The sequence below is a fragment of the Microbacterium sp. Soil_C_42 genome (assembly GCF_057656735.1).
Genome location: NZ_JBDGJU010000001.1, coordinates 1 through 15,571 on the forward strand (window position 1 = coordinate 1; position 15,571 = coordinate 15,571).

The following is a 15,571-nucleotide window of genomic DNA, read 5'->3' on the forward strand; positions in this document are numbered from 1 at the left end:
CGGGGCGGGGCGGCTCGGGCGGGGACGGGGGCGGTTCGGGGGGCGGGCGTCAGAGCCGGGGCGGGCGGCGCGTAAGACGGAGCGACGGGATGCCGGGGGCACCGGCATCCCGCCGCTCGGGGATCGTCAGGCGAAGGCCTCGATGGGCGGGCAGGCGCACACCAGGTTGCGGTCGCCGTAGGCCTGGTCGATGCGGCGGACCGGCGGCCAGTACTTGGTACGGACCAGCGTGTGGACCGGGTACACGGCGGTCTCCCGCGAATACGGGTGGTCCCACGACCCCGAGACCACCGACTCGGCGGTGTGCGGGGCGTTCGCGAGGGGGTTGTCGGCGGCGGGCCACTCCCCCGCCCCGACGCGGTCGGCCTCGGCCTTGATCGCGATCATCGCCTCGATGAAGCGCTCGATCTCGGCGAGGTCCTCGGATTCCGTGGGTTCGACCATCAGGGTGCCCGCCACCGGGAACGACATCGTCGGCGCGTGGAAGCCGTAGTCGATCAGGCGCTTGGCGACGTCGTCCACGGTCACCCCGGTCGCCTCGCGCAGCGGACGCAGGTCGAGGATGCACTCGTGCGCCACGAGCCCGTCCTCGCCGGTGTACAGCACCGGGTAGTGGTCGCGCAGCCGCACCGCGATGTAGTTCGCGGCGAGCACGGCAGCCGCGGTGGCGCTGCGCAGACCTTCGGCGCCCATCATGCGGACGTACGCCCACGAGATCGGCAGGATGCCGGCCGAGCCGTGCGGTGCGGCCGAGATCGGTCCCCCGTCGAAGACGCCGCCGGCGTGGTCCTTGCGCTGCGACAGCGGATGCGACGGGAGGTAGGGCGCGAGGTGCGCCTTCGCCGCGACGGGCCCGACGCCGGGACCGCCGCCGCCGTGCGGGATGGCGAACGTCTTGTGCAGGTTGAGGTGCGAGACGTCGCCGCCCAGGTCGCCGAAGCGCGCGTAGCCGAGGAGCGCGTTGAGGTTCGCGCCGTCGACGTACACCTGGCCGCCGGCGTCGTGCACGGCCTGCGTGATGTCGAGCACGTCGTGCTCGTAGACGCCGTGCGTCGACGGGTACGTGATCATCAGCGCCGCGAGATCGTCGGCGTGCGCCACGATCTTCGCGCGCAGGTCGTCGAGGTCGACGTTGCCGGCCTCATCGCACGCGACGACGACGACGCGCATGCCCGCGAGCACGGCGGACGCCGCGTTCGTGCCGTGCGCCGACGACGGGATGAGGCACACCGTGCGGGCGAGGTCGCCGTTCGCGCGGTGGTAGCCGCGGATGGCCATGAGCCCGGCGAGCTCGCCCTGCGAGCCGGCGTTCGGCTGCAGCGACACCGCGTCGTACCCGGTGACCTCGGCGAGCCACACCTCGAGCTGCTCGATCATCGCGAGGTAGCCGTGCACGTCGTCCTCGGGCGCGAACGGGTGCACGCGCGAGAACTCCGGCCACGACACGGCGGCCATCTCCGTCGCCGCGTTGAGCTTCATGGTGCACGAGCCCAGCGGGATCATCCCGCGGTCGAGCGCATAGTCGCGGTCGGAGAGCTGCTTGAGGTAGCGCATCATCGCCGTCTCGGACCGGTGCGAGTTGAACACCGGGTGCGTGAGGAACTCCTCGACGCGATGCAGTCCGGTCGGCACGCCCGCCAGGGGCGCAGCATCCGTGAAAGAAAGCACCCGCTCGCCCTGCTCGCCCGCGCCGAGGAACTCGTTCTCGGGCAGTCCGAAGGCCCACGCCACGGCCGCGAGGTCGTCGGCCGTGGTCGTCTCGTCGACGGAGACGCCGACTGTCGCGTCATCGACCCAGAACAGCTGGTAGCCGCGCTCTCGCGCGCGCTCGATCACGCGGCGAGACGCGCCCGGCGTCGCGACCCGAATGGTGTCGAAGAACGCGTCCGAGCGCAGCGACAGGCCGTACGACCGCAGCCGGGCGGCGAGCGCCTCGGCCTTCTTCGCGACGTCGGTGGCGATCGCGCGGAGCCCGTCCGGCCCGTGGTAGACCGCATACATCGACGCCATGACCGCGAGCAGCACCTGCGACGTGCAGATGTTGGACGTGGCCTTCTCGCGGCGGATGTGCTGCTCGCGCGTCTGGAGCGCGAGGCGGTAGGCGGGGTGACCCGCGGCGTCCTGCGAGACGCCGACGAGGCGGCCCGGCAGCTGCCGCTCGAGTCCCTGACGCACGGCCATGTAGCCGGCGTGCGGACCGCCGAAGCCGAGCGGCACGCCGAAACGCTGCGTCGTGCCCACGGCGACGTCCGCGCCGAACGAGCCGGGCGAGCGCAGCAGCGTGAGCGCCAGCAGATCTGCGGCCGCGACGACGAGCGCGCCCGCGACGTGCGCGGCATCGACGACCCCGGAGGGATCCCAGACCTTCCCCGACGCGCCCGGGTACTGCACGAGCACCCCGAACAGCTCGTCGGGAAGCGTCGCCCCGCGGCCGAGGTCGCGCTCGACGAGCTCGACGCCGACCGCGGCCGCGCGGTGCGCGAGCAGCGCCTTCGTCTGCGGCAGGGCGTCGGCGTCGACCACGAACACGTTCGACGCCGCCTTCGAGGCGCGCCGCGCCACGAGCATGCCCTCGACGACGGCGGTCGACTCGTCGAGCATCGAGGCGTTGGCCGTCGCGAGCCCGGTGAGGTCGGTCACCATCGTCTGGAAGTTGATGAGCGCCTCCAGGCGCCCCTGCGAGATCTCCGGCTGGTACGGCGTGTACGCGGTGTACCACGACGGGTTCTCGAGCACGTTGCGGGCGATCACCGACGGCGTGAGGGTGTCGTAGTAGCCGAGCCCGATCATCGGCCGCGCGGTGCGGTTCTGCGATGCCAGCACGCGCAGTTCAGCGAGCGCCTCGGCCTCGGTCGCCGCAGGCGGGATGTCGCTCGTCGCGCGCGGCTTCGCGTGGATGGATGCCGGAACCGCCGCCTCGACGAGCGCGTCGACGCTGTCGTAGCCCAGGGCGTCGAGCATCGTGCGCTGGGCCGCAGCATCCGTCCCGATGTGACGATCGGCGAACAGACCCGTCATTCGGCGCCGCCCGTGAGCGAGATGTACGCGTCGCGGTCGAGGAGGTCCGCCACAGACGCGGGGTCGACGGTGATCTTGACGAGCCATCCGGCGCCGAACGGGTCGGCGTTCACGAGCGACGGGTCGTCGACGACGGCGTCGTTCACCTCGACGACCTCGCCGGTCAGCGGCGCGTAGAGCTCGCCGACCGACTTCGTGGACTCGATCTCGCCGACGACGGTGGCCGCGGTCACCGCGCTGCCCACGGCGGGCAGCTCGACGAACACCACGTCGCCGAGCTTGTCGGCGGCGTACGAGGTGATGCCGACGGTCGCGACGTCGCCGTCGAGGGCGACCCACTCGTGCTCGGCGGTGTACTTGAGGGCGGTGAGATCGGTCATTTGTTCCTCCGGTAGAAGGGCAGTTCGGTCACGGTCGCGGGGATGCGGGTACCCCGCACGTCGATGAAGAGCTCGGTGCCGGGAGCGCTCGCGGCGGGCGAGACGAACGCCATGGCGATGGGATGCCCCAGGGTCGGGCTGAGCGCGCCGCTCGTGATCTCTCCGACCGGCGTCTCAGCCTCGGTCGTGTCGAACACGGCGTAGCCGGCTCGGCCGGCGCGTCGGCCGTCGCAGACGAGTCCGACGAGCACGGGAGCGTCGGGCACGACGACGGCCGCGAGGCCCGCCTTGCCGACGAAGTCGTCCTTGTCGACGGCCACGACGCGGCCGAGACCCGCCTGCGCGGGGACGATGTCGAGCGACAGCTCGTGGCCGTACAGCGGCATGCCCGCCTCCAGGCGCAGCGTGTCGCGGGCCGCGAGACCCGCGGGAACGAGGCCGAGCGGCTCGCCGGCGGCCAGCAGCGCATCCCACAGCGCCGGCGCGACGGGGTTGGGGACCAGCAGCTCGAAGCCGTCCTCGCCGGTGTAGCCCGTTCGCGCGACGAACAGCGGCGCGCCGTCGAACGAGCCCGACGACCACGCGTAGTAGCCGAGGTCGGCGAAGGCCGGCGCGACGTCCACGATCCCGGCAGTCGCCTCGACCACGGCGCGGGCGCCGGGTCCCTGCACCGCGATCAGCGACATGCCGTCGGTGTGGTCCTCCAGCTCGACCTCGAAGTCGCCGACCCGCTCGCGGAACGCCGCGGCGACGGAATCCCGGTTCCCGGCGTTCGCGATCACGAGGAAGCGGTGATCGGCGATGCGGTACACGATGACGTCGTCGACGATGCCACCCGACTCGGCGAGCACCAGCGAGTACTTCGCCTTGCCCACGCGCATCGGCGAGATCGCGCCCGCCAGCGCGTAGTCGAGGAATGCCGCGGCCTCGGCGCCCTCGACGGCGAACTCGGCCATGTGCGAGATGTCGAAGAGGCCTGCGGCGGTGCGCACCGCGTGGTGCTCGGCGAGGTCGGAGCTGTAGCGGACCGGCATGAGCCAGCCGCCGAAGTCCGTGAAGGAGGCGCCGAGCGCCTCGTGGCGGTCGTGCAGGGCAGTCGTGCGGAGTTCTGTCATGAGTTCTCCCGGTCGCGGACGGGCAGGCGTCGATCGACGCCTGTGAACTCCCCCTCTGTCATGGGCCTGAGAGTTTCGCCCGTCCTGCGAGGGAGCGGGTTTTCACCGTCGGCGGATTCTTCACGACGAGATGGAGACGCGGAGCGCTCATCTCACGAGAGTGGTTTCGATGCGGTGCCGGGGCGCCTTACTCAACCTGATTCTCGCTTCGCTGGAATCACTTTCCAGAGTCGGCCTGCCCGAACGGTACGCGTACCTGAGAGATTGGCGGGGAGGCTTGCTCCTTCGGTGCTCGGCGATCGCGCTGCCGAGGCTCTCCCGCCCGGGTGATGGGCCGTTATTGACTTGCGGAGCAAGCATACCGGTCGGTGCGCTCAGCCGACGCAGGATCCGGTCGACACGGTGTTCGAAAGCGAGGGTGCCTGCGCTGCGACCGGGGTGAGCTCGGCCATCGTCATCGCGTAGCCGAGGTTCTCGTCGTTCTCGGCGCGCGCGAACACGACCCCCGCGACCTCGCCGTCGCCCGTCAGCAACGGGCCGCCCGAGTTTCCCGGGCGCACGACGGCCTGCAGCGAGTAGATCTCGCGCGGGTTCCACGAGCCGTCGTAGACGTCCGGCACGTTGGCGACCCCCACCGTCTGCACGCTCGCCGACACCATCGTGAACGGGCCGCCGTACGGGTAGCCCTGCACGACCGCGGCGGCGCCCGCCGCGAGCGTGGGCGAGAACGGCAGGGCGGTGGCGTCCAAGTCGTCCACGGCGATCACCGCGAGGTCGTCGATCGGGTCGAAGTACACGATGCGCCCCTCCCGTGCGGGCACTCCCGGCAGCTCGACGATGGGCGTGTCGACGCCCGCGACGACGTGGGCGTTGGTGACGACGCGGTCCTCGGCGACGACGAAGCCGGTGCCCGACGATCCGCGGCCGCATGCGTACGCATTGCCCGACACGCGGGCGACGGATGCTGCGGCCCGCTGCAGCTCGGGATCGTCCAGGGCGACCGGGGGCGCGAGCTCCGCAGTCCCCGGTCCGAGCAGCAGCCCGAGCCCCGGCAGGCCGTCGTCGAGCACGGCGCCGCGCAGCTGTGCGAGGGCGGCGGCGACGGGGTCGGGGGTGGCGGCTTCGATGCCGCGCAGGATGGCCGACGATGCCACAGCCGACGAGATGACGGGGATGCCGGCGACCGCGATCGCGGGGGCGACGAGCGCCAGCGCGAGGATCGCCGCGACGACCGACGCGATGCCGCCGAGGAAGCGCTCGATCCCCCGCAGCTTCAGCCGGTCGGCGCCGGAGCGCAGCGCCGCGCCGATCGCCGCACCGATCGCCGCGCCGGCGAAGACCAGCCCGAGAGCGGTGAGGAGCACGGCCGGGCCGCGCCACACCGGCGACGGCACCCAGGCGCTCACCTGCGGGGTCAGCCAGAAGGCCGCGAAGGCGCCCGCGGCGAGGCCCGCCAGGGTGCCGATGCTGGCGAAGAAGCCGCGCTGGACCCCGGCGACGCAGGCGGCGATGAGAAGGAGGACGACGATCACGTCGACGACGATCATCCTCACCCCTTCCCGACGGAACCCGTCTCGTCAGGCTACGCATCGAGGCTGAGAGAGGACCCCGACCGCGCGCCCGGGCGTGTCGGGAGGGCCCGCGCGCACGGGCGGGTCAGCGGCCCTCCGCGGCGACTTCCCTCTTCGATGACGGCAGTGGTTTGGCTTCTGGTCAGACTGACACTATGATCGGATCCGACAGTTAGAGTCACTATGACCAGAACAGCACCTAACCTCCACTCACCGGGCGCCGCGACCGAGTCCGACGCGACCCGGGTCGCGGTGTCGACCGTGATCTTCACGCTGCGCCGCCTCCCCGGCAGCGACGCCGTGCAGGTGGTGCTCCCGCTGGTGCGGCGCACGCGCGATCCTCACGAGGGCCAGTGGGCACTCCCCGGAGGATGGCTCGACGTCACGGAGGGACTGGATGCCGCGGCATCCCGCACGCTCGCGGAGACGACCGGCCTCGCACCCAGCTACCTGGAGCAGCTGTACGCGTTCGGCGCGGTGGATCGCTCCCCGACACGCGTCGTCTCGATCGTGTACTGGGCCCTCCTGCGCGCCGACGAGATCACCGACACCGTCGAGAACGTCCAGTGGTTCGACGCGACCGAGCTCCCCCCGCTCGCCTTCGACCACAACGAGATCGTCGACTACGCGCTGTGGCGCCTGCGGAACAAGGTGGGCTACAGCCGCATCGCCCATGGCCTGCTCGCCGACGAGTTCACGCTCGCCGACCTGCGCGAGGTCTATGAGGCGATCCTGGGCCGGCGCCTCGATCCGGCGAACTTCCGCCGTCAGGTCGAGAACTCCGGCACCCTCATCCCCACCGACAGCTTCCGCACCGGAAGCCACCGCCCCGCGCGGCTCTACCGCTACAACCAGGACGTCGAGCTCGCCGACCGCGGCCCGCTCGACGCCCGCCACTGATCCCCCGAACGGAGCACCCGACATGCCTGCCGTGAACATCACCCTCCAGCCCCACCCCGAACTGGATGCCTCGGTCGACCACGCCATCCAGGCGATCGTCGCGGGCGCCGTCGTCGGTGAGACCTGCAACACCGATCTCGCCGCCGGGCCGTGGGACTTCGACGCGCGTCCCGGCTACGGCCCCGGCTCGTCGATGGGCGACGTCATCCCCACCGGGTCGCCGCGTCAGGGCGAGCTGCCCCGCGAGTACCGCGAGGCGTCCGAGGCCGAGCTCGACGAGCGCATCCGCGCCGCGAAGGCGACTCTCGGCGATCGCGTCGTCGTGCTCGGGCACTTCTACCAGCGCGAAGAGGTCGTGGTCCACGCCGACTACGTGGGCGACTCGTTCCAGCTCGCGAACGCGGCGCTGGAGCACCCCGACGCCGAGGCCATCGTGTTCTGCGGCGTCCACTTCATGGCCGAGACCGCCGATCTGCTGTCCCGCCCCGAGCAGGCCGTGATCCTCCCGAACCTCGCCGCCGGCTGCTCGATGGCCGACATGGCCGACATCGATCAGGTCGAGGACTGCTGGGAGCAGCTCGCCGAGGTCTACGGCGACATGGACGCGACGGATGCCGATGGCCTGGTGCCCGTCATCCCTGTGACGTACATGAACTCCTCGGCAGCGATCAAGGGCTTCGTCGGTCGCCACGGCGGCATCGTGTGCACGTCCTCGAACGCACGGACGGTGCTGGAGTGGGCGTTCCAGCGCGGACGCCGCGTGCTGTTCTTCCCCGACCAGCACCTCGGCCGCAACACCGCCAAGGCGATGGGCGTGCCGCTCGAGCAGATGCCGATGTGGAATCCGCGCAAGCCCTTGGGCGGAGCATCCACCGACCAGCTCGCCGACGCCCGCGTCATCCTGTGGCACGGCTTCTGCTCGGTGCACCGTCGCTTCTCGGTCGACCAGATCGCCCAGGCCCGCGCCGAGCACCCCGGGGTGCGGGTCATCGTGCACCCGGAGTGCCCGATGGAGGTCGTCGACGCCGCCGACGAGGCCGGCTCGACGGATTACATCCGCAAGGCGATCGAGGCCGCGACCGAGCCGACGACGTTCGCGATCGGCACCGAGGTCAACCTCGTGCAGCGCCTGGCCGCCGACCACCCGCAGCACACGATCTTCTGTCTCGACCCGGTCGTGTGCCCCTGCTCGACGATGTACCGCATCCACCCCGGCTACCTCGCGTGGGTACTCGAAGGACTCGTCGCGGGCGAGGTGCGCAACCGCATCACCGTGCCGGCTTCCGTCGCGGACCCCGCACGGGTGGCGCTGGAGCGGATGCTGGCGGCCAAGCCCCCGGCAGCACCCGCGGCCGCGTGGGAGAACGCCTCATGACGGTGCACGAGACCGAAGGCGGGCCGGGCGCCATCGTCGTCGGCTCGGGCATCGCCGGGCTGCTCACCGCGCTGCACGCCGTCGAGCAGGGCTGCCGCGTCACTCTCGTGACGAAGGATGTGCTCGAGCACGCCAACACCCGCTTCGCGCAGGGCGGGATCGCGGGTGTGATGTTCGCCGACGACCGCGCCGACGACCACGTGCGCGACACGCTGGTCGCGGGCGCCGGTCTCAGCGATCCGGCCGCGGTGCGCGTGCTCGTCGACGAGGGCCCCGCGCGGATCCGTGAGCTCATCGCGCTCGGAGTCGCATTCGACCGCGACGACGCGGGCGGTTTCGTGAAGGGGCTCGAGGCCGCGCACTCCTACCCGCGCATCCTCCACGCCGGCGGCGACGCCACCGGCACGGCCATCGAGAAGGCGCTCGTCGCACGGCTGCGCGCCAGCGACGTCGCGGTGGTCGAGCACGCGTTCCTCGTCGACCTCGTCGTGACGGACGGTCGCGTCAGCGGCGTGGAGCTCATCGTCGGAGAGACGGATGCTGCCTCCGGCCGCCGCGAGATCATCGAGGCCGACGCGGTCGTGCTCGCCACGGGCGGCGCCGGCGAGCTGTACGCGCACTCCACCAACCCCGAGGTGGCCACCGGAGACGGGATCGCCGCAGCGATCCGGGCCGGTGCCGCAGTTGCCGACCTCGAGTTCTTCCAGTTCCACCCGACGGTATTGGCGGTGGGCGACTCGTTCCTGGTGTCGGAGGCCGTGCGCGGCGAGGGCGCGACCCTGGTCGACGAGCACGGCCGCCGCTTCGCGTTCGACGCCCATCCCGATGGCGAACTCGCGCCCCGCGACGTGGTCGCGCGCGCGATCGCACGGCAGATGGAGATGCAGGGCGGCCGCCCCGTGTTCCTGGACGCGACGCACATCCACTCCGAGGACGCCGACGAGCGCGCGGCGTTCCTCGCGCGCCGCTTCCCGACGATCGATCGCGCGGTGCGCGAACGGGGTCTCGACTGGGCGCGCGAGCCGATCCCGGTGACGCCGGCCGCCCACTACCTGATGGGCGGTGTCCGCACCGATCTGTTCGGCCGCACCACCCTGCCCGGCCTCTACGCCGTGGGCGAGGTCGCACGCACCGGCGTCCACGGCGCCAACCGCTTGGCGTCGAACTCGCTGCTGGAGGGCGCCGTGTTCGGCGCACGAGCGGGTGACGTCATCGCCGAGGACGCGGCATCCGGTTCCTGGTCGGCCGGCGCTCTCCCTCCGTCTGCGGAGCCGCGGCCCCGTCCCGCTCCGCAGTCACGAAATGCAGTGGCGGAGGCCACCGACTCGCAGTTCGTGACTGCGGAACACGGGGACGGGCGCGTCGACGCGCCGGCGTTCTCGCGGACGGCGCTGCAGGAGCTGCTCTGGGACGATGCCGGGCTCGTGCGGGATGAAGGAGGCCTCGGGCACGCGGCATCCGTCATCTCGGTCTGGCGTGCCGAGCAGCGCACCCCGGTCACCGAGCACGACTTCGAGGACGAGAACCTGCTGCTCGTCGCCGAGCAGCTCGTCACGGCCGCCCTCGGGCGCCGGGAGTCGGTCGGCGCGCACTTCCGCTCCGACGGGACGCCGGCCGAGGCTCCCGCACCCCTCGCCGCGGTTCGCGGCACGAAGGCCGAGACGCACTCCCCCGCCACGCACCTCTCGAAGGAGCCCGTCGCATGCTGACCCGTGCCGTGATCGACCGCGCCGTCGCCGCCGCCCTCGAAGAGGACGCGCCGTGGGGCGACCTCACCAGCGACGCGCTGATCCCCGAGAACGCGGTCGCCCGCGCCGATCTCGTCGCGCGCGAACGCGGCGTGTTCTCGGGTGGCGAGGTGTTCGAAGCGGCATTCCGGCTCACCGACCCGGCGATCGACGTCGAGCTCGTCGTCGAGGACGGCGAGTGGTTCGAACCAGGCGCCGTGCTGGCGGTCGTCACCGGTCCGGCGCGCGGGGTGCTCACGGCCGAGCGGATCGGCCTCAACTTCGTGCAGCGGATGTCGGGCATCGCGACCCTCACCGGGACCTATGTGGCCGAGGTCGCGCACACCGGCACTCGGATCGCCGACACGCGCAAGACGACGCCGGGGCTCCGCGCGTTCGAGCGCAAGGCGGTGCGCGACGGCGGGGGACGCAACCACCGCCACTCGCTGTCGGACGCGGTCATGGCGAAGGACAACCACCTCGCCGTTCTCGCGCAGAAGGGTGTCTCGCCGACAGCCGCCCTGCTCGCTGCGAAAGACCTCCTCCCCCACACGACCCACATCGAGGTCGAGGTCGACCGGCTCGAGCAGATCGAGCCCGTGCTCGCCGCCGGCATCGGCACGATCATGCTCGACAACTTCTCCCTCGATGACCTCCGCACGGGCGTCGCCCAGGTCGCGGGCAGGGCGACGGTCGAGGCGTCCGGCGGGGTGTCGCTCGAGACCGTGCGCGAGATCGCCGAGACCGGCGTCGACGTCATCTCGGTCGGCGCGCTCACCCACTCCGCGCGCGCCCTCGATCTCGGGCTCGACGTGCGCATCGACGCCGCGTGATCCCGCCCCGGAGCATCCGATGAGCATGCTGTACCTCGACAACGCCGCGACCACGCCGGTGCGCCCCGAGGTGCTCGAGGCGATGATGCCGTACCTGACCCGCTGGTACGGCAACGCGTCAAGCCACCACACCGTGGGCGAGGCGGCGGCCGGCGCCCTGGCAGACGCCCGGGCGCGCGTGGCGAGCGTACTCGGCCTCCGTGCCGGCGACGTGGTCTTCGCGTCCGGCGGCACGGAGGCGAACAACCTCGCGATCAAGGGCATCACGATCGCCGCGGCCCAGCGCCGCGACGACCGCCGCTCGCACGTCGTCACCACGCCGATCGAACACGAGTCGGTCCTCGAATCGGTCGACTATCTCGAGCGCATCCACGGCGTCACGGCGACGCGCGTGCCCGTCGACGACCACGCGCGCGTATCGACGGAGGCTCTCGCAGAGAGCCTCCGCGACGACACGGTGCTGGTGAGCGTCGGGTACGCGAACAACGAGGTCGGGACCGTGCAGGATGCCGCGGGCCTGGCCGCCGTCGCCCGTGAGCGGCGCGTCCCGCTGCACCTGGACGCCGTCCAGGCGGCGGGATGGCTCACGCTGTCGGCCGACGAGCTCGGGTACGACGCGATCTCGCTGGCCGGGCACAAGCTCGGCGCGCCGAAGGGCACGGGCGCGCTGGGCGTCCGCGGGAGGATCCCGCTGGAGCCCCTCATGCACGGCGGCGGTCAGGAGCGCGGCCGTCGCAGCGGCACCGAGGACGTCGCCGGCGCCGTGGGCTTCGCGACCGCGCTGGGGCTCGCCGAAGCCGAACGCGTCGAGGCGTCCGCGCGCGTGTCGGCCATCCGCGACCGCTTCATCGCCCGCGTGCTCGAGCGGATCCCGTCGGCCCGTCTCACGGGCGACCCGGTGCACCGGCTGGCGGGCACGGCGAGCTTCACCTTCGCCGGGACGAGCGGCGAGGCCGTGCTGCTCGAGCTCGAGCGCCGCGGAGTCGTGTCGTCGAGCGGCTCGGCGTGCGCGGCGGGCAGCGACGAGCCCTCCCACGTGCTCGTGGCGATGGGCATCGCCCCGGACGTCGCGCAGACCGCGGTGCGCTTCACGTTCCCGCGCTGGCTGAACGCGCCACTGGATGCCGTCGCCGACGCGGTCGAGGCATCCGTCGCCGCCGTCAGCGGTTCGCCGCGCTGACACAGAATCGGATCCGCACCTGCGGACGCGGACACGACACGCCGTGAACCGCAGCGCCGCTCTCGGTGTGTCGGCGCGGCGATCCGTTCCTTCGGATCCGATTCTGCAGCAGGTGTCATACCCGCGCCCGGCGGAGCCCGGCCCGCCTGAGCGCCCATAGGATCGGGACGTGACCCCCGCCGTGACCGTCATCGTCCCGGGCTACGACGTGGCTCTCTATGCTGCCGAGGCGCTCGACTCCCTCCGTGCGCAGACACGCGACGACTGGGTCGCGATCCTCGTCGACGACGCATCGAGCGATGGGACGGGGGCGCTGTTCGATGCCGCCGCCGCGGCCGACGACCGCTTCCAGGTCGTCCACCACCGCGCGCAGAGCGGGCTCGGCGCCGCGCGCAACTCCGCGCTCGACCTCGTCCGCACCCCGTTCCTGGGGTTCCTCGACGCCGATGACCGCCTCACGCCGACCGCGCTCGAGCGGCTCGTCGGCACGGTCGCCGGCAGCGGGAGCGACTTCGCACTCGGCGCCTATGTGCGCCTGCGCCCCGACAGTGCCGGGGGGTACGAGGCCGGCAGCGTGCAGCCCTGGGTCGCGGCTGCGACGGCTCCCGCACGCGTCGGGCTCACCCTCGACCAGCACCCCGAGGCATCCGGCAACATCGTCGCGTGGTCGAAGGTGAGCCGCACCGATCTGTGGCGGCGCACCGGTCTGCGGTTCCCCGAGGGCAAGGCCTACGAGGACCAGATCGTCGCGCAGCAGATGTACACGCGCGCCCGCGCGTTCGACGTCATCCCCGACGTCGTCGTCGAGTGGCGCGAGCGGGCCGACGGCTCCTCCATCACCCAGCACAAGGGCGAGCTCCCGGTGCTGCGGGACTACCTCGAGGCGCTCGCCGGAGGCATCGCGGTGCTGGATGCTGCGGGCCAGCCGCGGGCCGCGGCATCCCGTGTCCGGCTCATCCTCGCGATGGACCTGCCGCCCCTCGTCGACCTCGCCCGAGATCACGTCGACGACGCCTACCGGCGGGAGCTCGGCGCGTTCGCACGGACGCTGGGGTCGCGCGCGGACGGTGTCGCGCTCTCGGAGCCGGCCGCGACGGCGCTGGCCTGCGCGCAGCTCTGGTGACGACGCCACCCCGTGCGGGAGCTCAGTCCTCGCGCCACTCCGGGTCCCCGACGCTGCCGCGACCGGCAGCCATCACCTCTTCCGTGGTGACGACGGGCGCGTCGGGCGGACTGTCGGCGCGCCGCTCGGGGTGGTCGGCGGGCGCCTCGGCGTGCTCCGCCTCGAGGATCAGTGTCGTCGCGAGCTGCTGAGCAGCGAGCTCGGCATACAGCCCGCCCTCCGCGAGCAGCGAGGCGTGCGTCCCGGACTCGACGATGCGCCCGGCCTCGACGACGTGGATCACGTCGGCCGCGATCACCGTGGACAGGCGGTGCGCGATCGACAGGGTCGTGCGGCCCCGCGCCGCCGCATCCAGAGCCTCCTGTACGACGCGCTCCGACACGGTGTCAAGGGCGGACGTCGCCTCGTCGAGGAGCAGCACAGGCGGGTCCTTCAGGAGCACCCGCGCGATGGCGATCCGCTGCTTCTCCCCGCCCGAGAGTCGGTAGCCGCGCTCGCCGACGACCGTGTCGTAGCCCTTCTCGAAACGCTCGATCACATGATGGATGTTCGCGGCTCGGCACGCCGCCTCGACCTCGGCATCCGTCGCGTCCGGCTTCGCATACCGCAGGTTCTCGCGGATCGTGGCGTGGAACAGGTAGGTCTCCTGCGAGACGATGCCCACGTTGTCGATGATCGACTCCTGCGTGAGGCGCCGCACGTCCTCACCGGCGAAGAGGACGGAGCCTCCGGATGCCTCGTACAGCCGCGGCGTCAGGTACAGCACGGTCGTCTTGCCCGCGCCGGAGGGCCCGACGAACGCGACGTGCTGACCGGGCTCGGCAGTGAACGACACACCCTGCAGCGTCGCGCGGGTGTCGGGCGCCGCATCCGGATAGCGGAACTCCACCTCGCGGAACTCGATGCGCCCGAGGGGGCCGGGCGCGTCGGCGACGTCGACGGCGTCGGGGGCGTCGCGGATGGCCGGCACGAGATCGAGGTACTCGAAGATGCGGGCGAACAGCGCGGACGAGGTCTGCAGGTCGAGCGAGACGCGCATGAGTCCCATGAGGGGCATGAGCAGTCGCGCCTGCACCGTGGTGAACGCGACGATGGTGCCCGCCGTGATCGCGTCGGTCCCCCCGCCGATGAGATAGCCCGACACCAGGTAGATGATCGCGGGGACGCTCGCCATGATGACCTGGACGACGGCGAAGAAGCCCTGGCCGCTCATCGCGCGCCGCACCTGCAGCCGCACCTGGTTGACGTTCTCGTCGGCGTAGCGCGTCGACTCGGTGCGCTGGCGGTTGAACGACTTCGAGAGCAGGATGCCCGAGACGCTCAGCGTCTCCTGCGTGATGGCGGTCAGCTCCGACAGCGACTCCTGCGTCTCGCCCGCGATGCGCGCCCGCACCTGGCCGACGCGGCGCTGCACCAGGATGAGGAACGGCATGAGCACGACGGCGATGATCGTGAGCCGCCAGTCGATGAGGATCATCGCGACGAGGGAGGCGACGACCGTGACGGTGTTGCCGAGAATGCTCGTCACGGTGTTCGTGAGCACCCCCGAGACGCCGCCCACGTCGTTCTGGAGGCGCGATTGGATGACGCCGGTCTTGGTGCGCGTGAAGAAGCCGAGCTCCATCGACTGCAGGTGGTCGAACAGCGTCACCCGGAGGTCGCCGGTGACGCGGTTGCCGACGGTGGAGGTCAGCCACGTCTGCACGACGCCGACCGCTGCGGACAGCAGGAACAGCGCGATCATCGCGAGCACGAGCTTCCACAACAGGGCGAGGTCGGGCGGCGAGCCGTCGACCGGGAACAGCGCGTCATCGAACACCCGCTGCACGAGAAGCGGGGGGATCACCGCGATGCCGGCGCCCGCGACGACGAGCCCCCCGGTGATGGCGATCGACCATTTGTACGGACGGAAGAGGGCGACCACCCGCCGTCCGAGGTTCGGGATCTGGGGCGCCTCGGCGTTCGCGCGCCGCTGGGCCTCGGTGTCGACCGGGCGGAAGCCGGGGTGTCCTCCCCCGCCCCCACCGCCGCGCATGCTCACGTGGCCAGCCTAACCAGCGCCACCGACGCTAGGCTCCTGCCATGACCTCGACCCCCGACCTCCCCGAGCACGACGGCAGCGACCTCGCGGAGCTCCGCGAAGAGATCGACGCCCTCCAGGCCATCCCGCACGAGGAGATCGTGAACCCCCTCCCGAAGAACCTCGAAGAGCGCGAGCCCGCGGCCGAGCCGACCGACGCGATCGGCTCCGAGAAGTGGGACGACGCGGAGCCCGATCGCTCCGACGGCTGACCCTCGGGTCGCTTCCGCGCCGATACCCGTTCCCCGAAGCGGGAATGGGACGTCGGA

Annotated in this window: 12 protein-coding genes and 1 riboswitch; of the genes, 7 read left to right on the plus strand and 5 right to left on the minus strand. The window is 71.9% G+C overall.

All coding sequences use genetic code 11. The annotated features are described in order from the left end of the window. Nucleotides 1–126: 126 nt before the first annotated feature. The 4 genes from gcvP to AC3A46_RS00020 form a co-directional block, all read right to left on the minus strand. Nucleotides 127–3,018, minus strand: coding sequence for an aminomethyl-transferring glycine dehydrogenase (gene gcvP / locus AC3A46_RS00005; RefSeq protein WP_487663213.1), 2,892 nt, complete (start codon nucleotides 3,016–3,018; stop codon nucleotides 127–129). Next, the gene (gcvH, locus tag AC3A46_RS00010) at nucleotides 3,015–3,398 is read right to left on the minus strand and encodes a glycine cleavage system protein GcvH (RefSeq protein WP_487663214.1); all 384 of its coding nucleotides are present in this window, start codon (nucleotides 3,396–3,398) and stop codon (nucleotides 3,015–3,017) included. The genes gcvP and gcvH overlap by 4 nt, the downstream gene beginning before the upstream one ends. Further along, nucleotides 3,395–4,513, minus strand: a complete 1,119-nt coding sequence (gene gcvT / locus AC3A46_RS00015) for a glycine cleavage system aminomethyltransferase GcvT (RefSeq protein ID WP_487663215.1) — start codon at nucleotides 4,511–4,513, stop codon at nucleotides 3,395–3,397. Before gcvT ends, gcvH begins: the two co-directional genes overlap by 4 nt. 234 nt (nucleotides 4,514–4,747) lie before the next feature. Next, nucleotides 4,748–4,844: riboswitch (glycine riboswitch) on the minus strand. Nucleotides 4,845–4,887: 43 nt separating this feature from the next. Then, nucleotides 4,888–6,060, minus strand: coding sequence for a MarP family serine protease (locus AC3A46_RS00020; RefSeq protein WP_487663216.1), 1,173 nt, complete (start codon nucleotides 6,058–6,060; stop codon nucleotides 4,888–4,890). Between the two features lie 207 nt (nucleotides 6,061–6,267). Here AC3A46_RS00020 and AC3A46_RS00025 point away from each other — a divergent pair, with 207 nt between their 5' ends. The 6 genes from AC3A46_RS00025 to AC3A46_RS00050 all read left to right on the plus strand — a co-directional run bounded on the left by AC3A46_RS00025 (nucleotide 6,268) and on the right by AC3A46_RS00050 (nucleotide 13,222). After that, on the plus strand, nucleotides 6,268–6,984 hold the full coding sequence (locus AC3A46_RS00025) for an NUDIX hydrolase (protein ID WP_487663217.1): 717 nt from the start codon (nucleotides 6,268–6,270) through the stop codon (nucleotides 6,982–6,984). Between the two features lie 22 nt (nucleotides 6,985–7,006). Continuing rightward, entirely contained in the window at nucleotides 7,007–8,359 is a 1,353-nt protein-coding gene (nadA, locus tag AC3A46_RS00030; RefSeq protein ID WP_487663218.1) for a quinolinate synthase NadA, read from the plus strand. Next, nucleotides 8,356–10,068 carry an L-aspartate oxidase gene (gene nadB / locus AC3A46_RS00035; RefSeq protein WP_487663219.1) on the plus strand — a complete coding sequence of 571 codons (1,713 nt, stop codon included), beginning with the start codon at nucleotides 8,356–8,358 and terminating at the stop codon, nucleotides 10,066–10,068. The genes nadA and nadB overlap by 4 nt, the downstream gene beginning before the upstream one ends. Beyond that, nucleotides 10,062–10,919 (plus strand): carboxylating nicotinate-nucleotide diphosphorylase, encoded by an 858-nt coding sequence (gene nadC, locus AC3A46_RS00040; RefSeq protein ID WP_487663220.1) that lies wholly within the window; start codon nucleotides 10,062–10,064, stop codon nucleotides 10,917–10,919. Before nadB ends, nadC begins: the two co-directional genes overlap by 7 nt. Nucleotides 10,920–10,944: 25 nt before the next feature. Then, nucleotides 10,945–12,099, plus strand: coding sequence for a cysteine desulfurase family protein (locus tag AC3A46_RS00045; RefSeq protein WP_487663486.1), 1,155 nt, complete (start codon nucleotides 10,945–10,947; stop codon nucleotides 12,097–12,099). A 169-nt stretch (nucleotides 12,100–12,268) separates the two neighbouring features. Beyond that, nucleotides 12,269–13,222 (plus strand): glycosyltransferase family 2 protein, encoded by a 954-nt coding sequence (locus AC3A46_RS00050; RefSeq protein WP_487663221.1) that lies wholly within the window; start codon nucleotides 12,269–12,271, stop codon nucleotides 13,220–13,222. Between the two features lie 22 nt (nucleotides 13,223–13,244). On the opposite strand, the gene AC3A46_RS00055 is transcribed toward AC3A46_RS00050, so the two are convergent. After that, the gene (locus AC3A46_RS00055; protein WP_487663487.1) at nucleotides 13,245–15,257 is read right to left on the minus strand and encodes an ABC transporter ATP-binding protein; all 2,013 of its coding nucleotides are present in this window, start codon (nucleotides 15,255–15,257) and stop codon (nucleotides 13,245–13,247) included. Nucleotides 15,258–15,304: 47 nt separating this feature from the next. Between AC3A46_RS00055 and AC3A46_RS00060 the strand changes: the two genes are divergently transcribed. After that, complete coding sequence (locus tag AC3A46_RS00060) at nucleotides 15,305–15,514, plus strand: hypothetical protein (protein WP_487663222.1); 210 nt, start codon at nucleotides 15,305–15,307, stop codon at nucleotides 15,512–15,514. Nucleotides 15,515–15,571: the final 57 nt, after the last annotated feature.

Coding starts and splice junctions, on each gene's coding strand:
- gcvH (WP_487663214.1), bottom strand. CDS start 3,398: ATGACCGATCTCACCGCCCTCAAGTACACCGCCGAGCACGAGTGGGTC.
- AC3A46_RS00020 (WP_487663216.1), bottom strand. CDS start 6,060: ATGATCGTCGTCGACGTGATCGTCGTCCTCCTTCTCATCGCCGCCTGC.
- AC3A46_RS00055 (WP_487663487.1), bottom strand. CDS start 15,257: ATGCGCGGCGGTGGGGGCGGGGGAGGACACCCCGGCTTCCGCCCGGTC.
- AC3A46_RS00025 (WP_487663217.1), top strand. CDS start 6,268: ATGACCAGAACAGCACCTAACCTCCACTCACCGGGCGCCGCGACCGAG.
- nadB (WP_487663219.1), top strand. CDS start 8,356: ATGACGGTGCACGAGACCGAAGGCGGGCCGGGCGCCATCGTCGTCGGC.
- nadC (WP_487663220.1), top strand. CDS start 10,062: ATGCTGACCCGTGCCGTGATCGACCGCGCCGTCGCCGCCGCCCTCGAA.
- gcvP (WP_487663213.1), bottom strand. CDS start 3,018: ATGACGGGTCTGTTCGCCGATCGTCACATCGGGACGGATGCTGCGGCC.
- gcvT (WP_487663215.1), bottom strand. CDS start 4,513: ATGACAGAACTCCGCACGACTGCCCTGCACGACCGCCACGAGGCGCTC.
- AC3A46_RS00060 (WP_487663222.1), top strand. CDS start 15,305: ATGACCTCGACCCCCGACCTCCCCGAGCACGACGGCAGCGACCTCGCG.
- AC3A46_RS00045 (WP_487663486.1), top strand. CDS start 10,945: ATGCTGTACCTCGACAACGCCGCGACCACGCCGGTGCGCCCCGAGGTG.
- nadA (WP_487663218.1), top strand. CDS start 7,007: ATGCCTGCCGTGAACATCACCCTCCAGCCCCACCCCGAACTGGATGCC.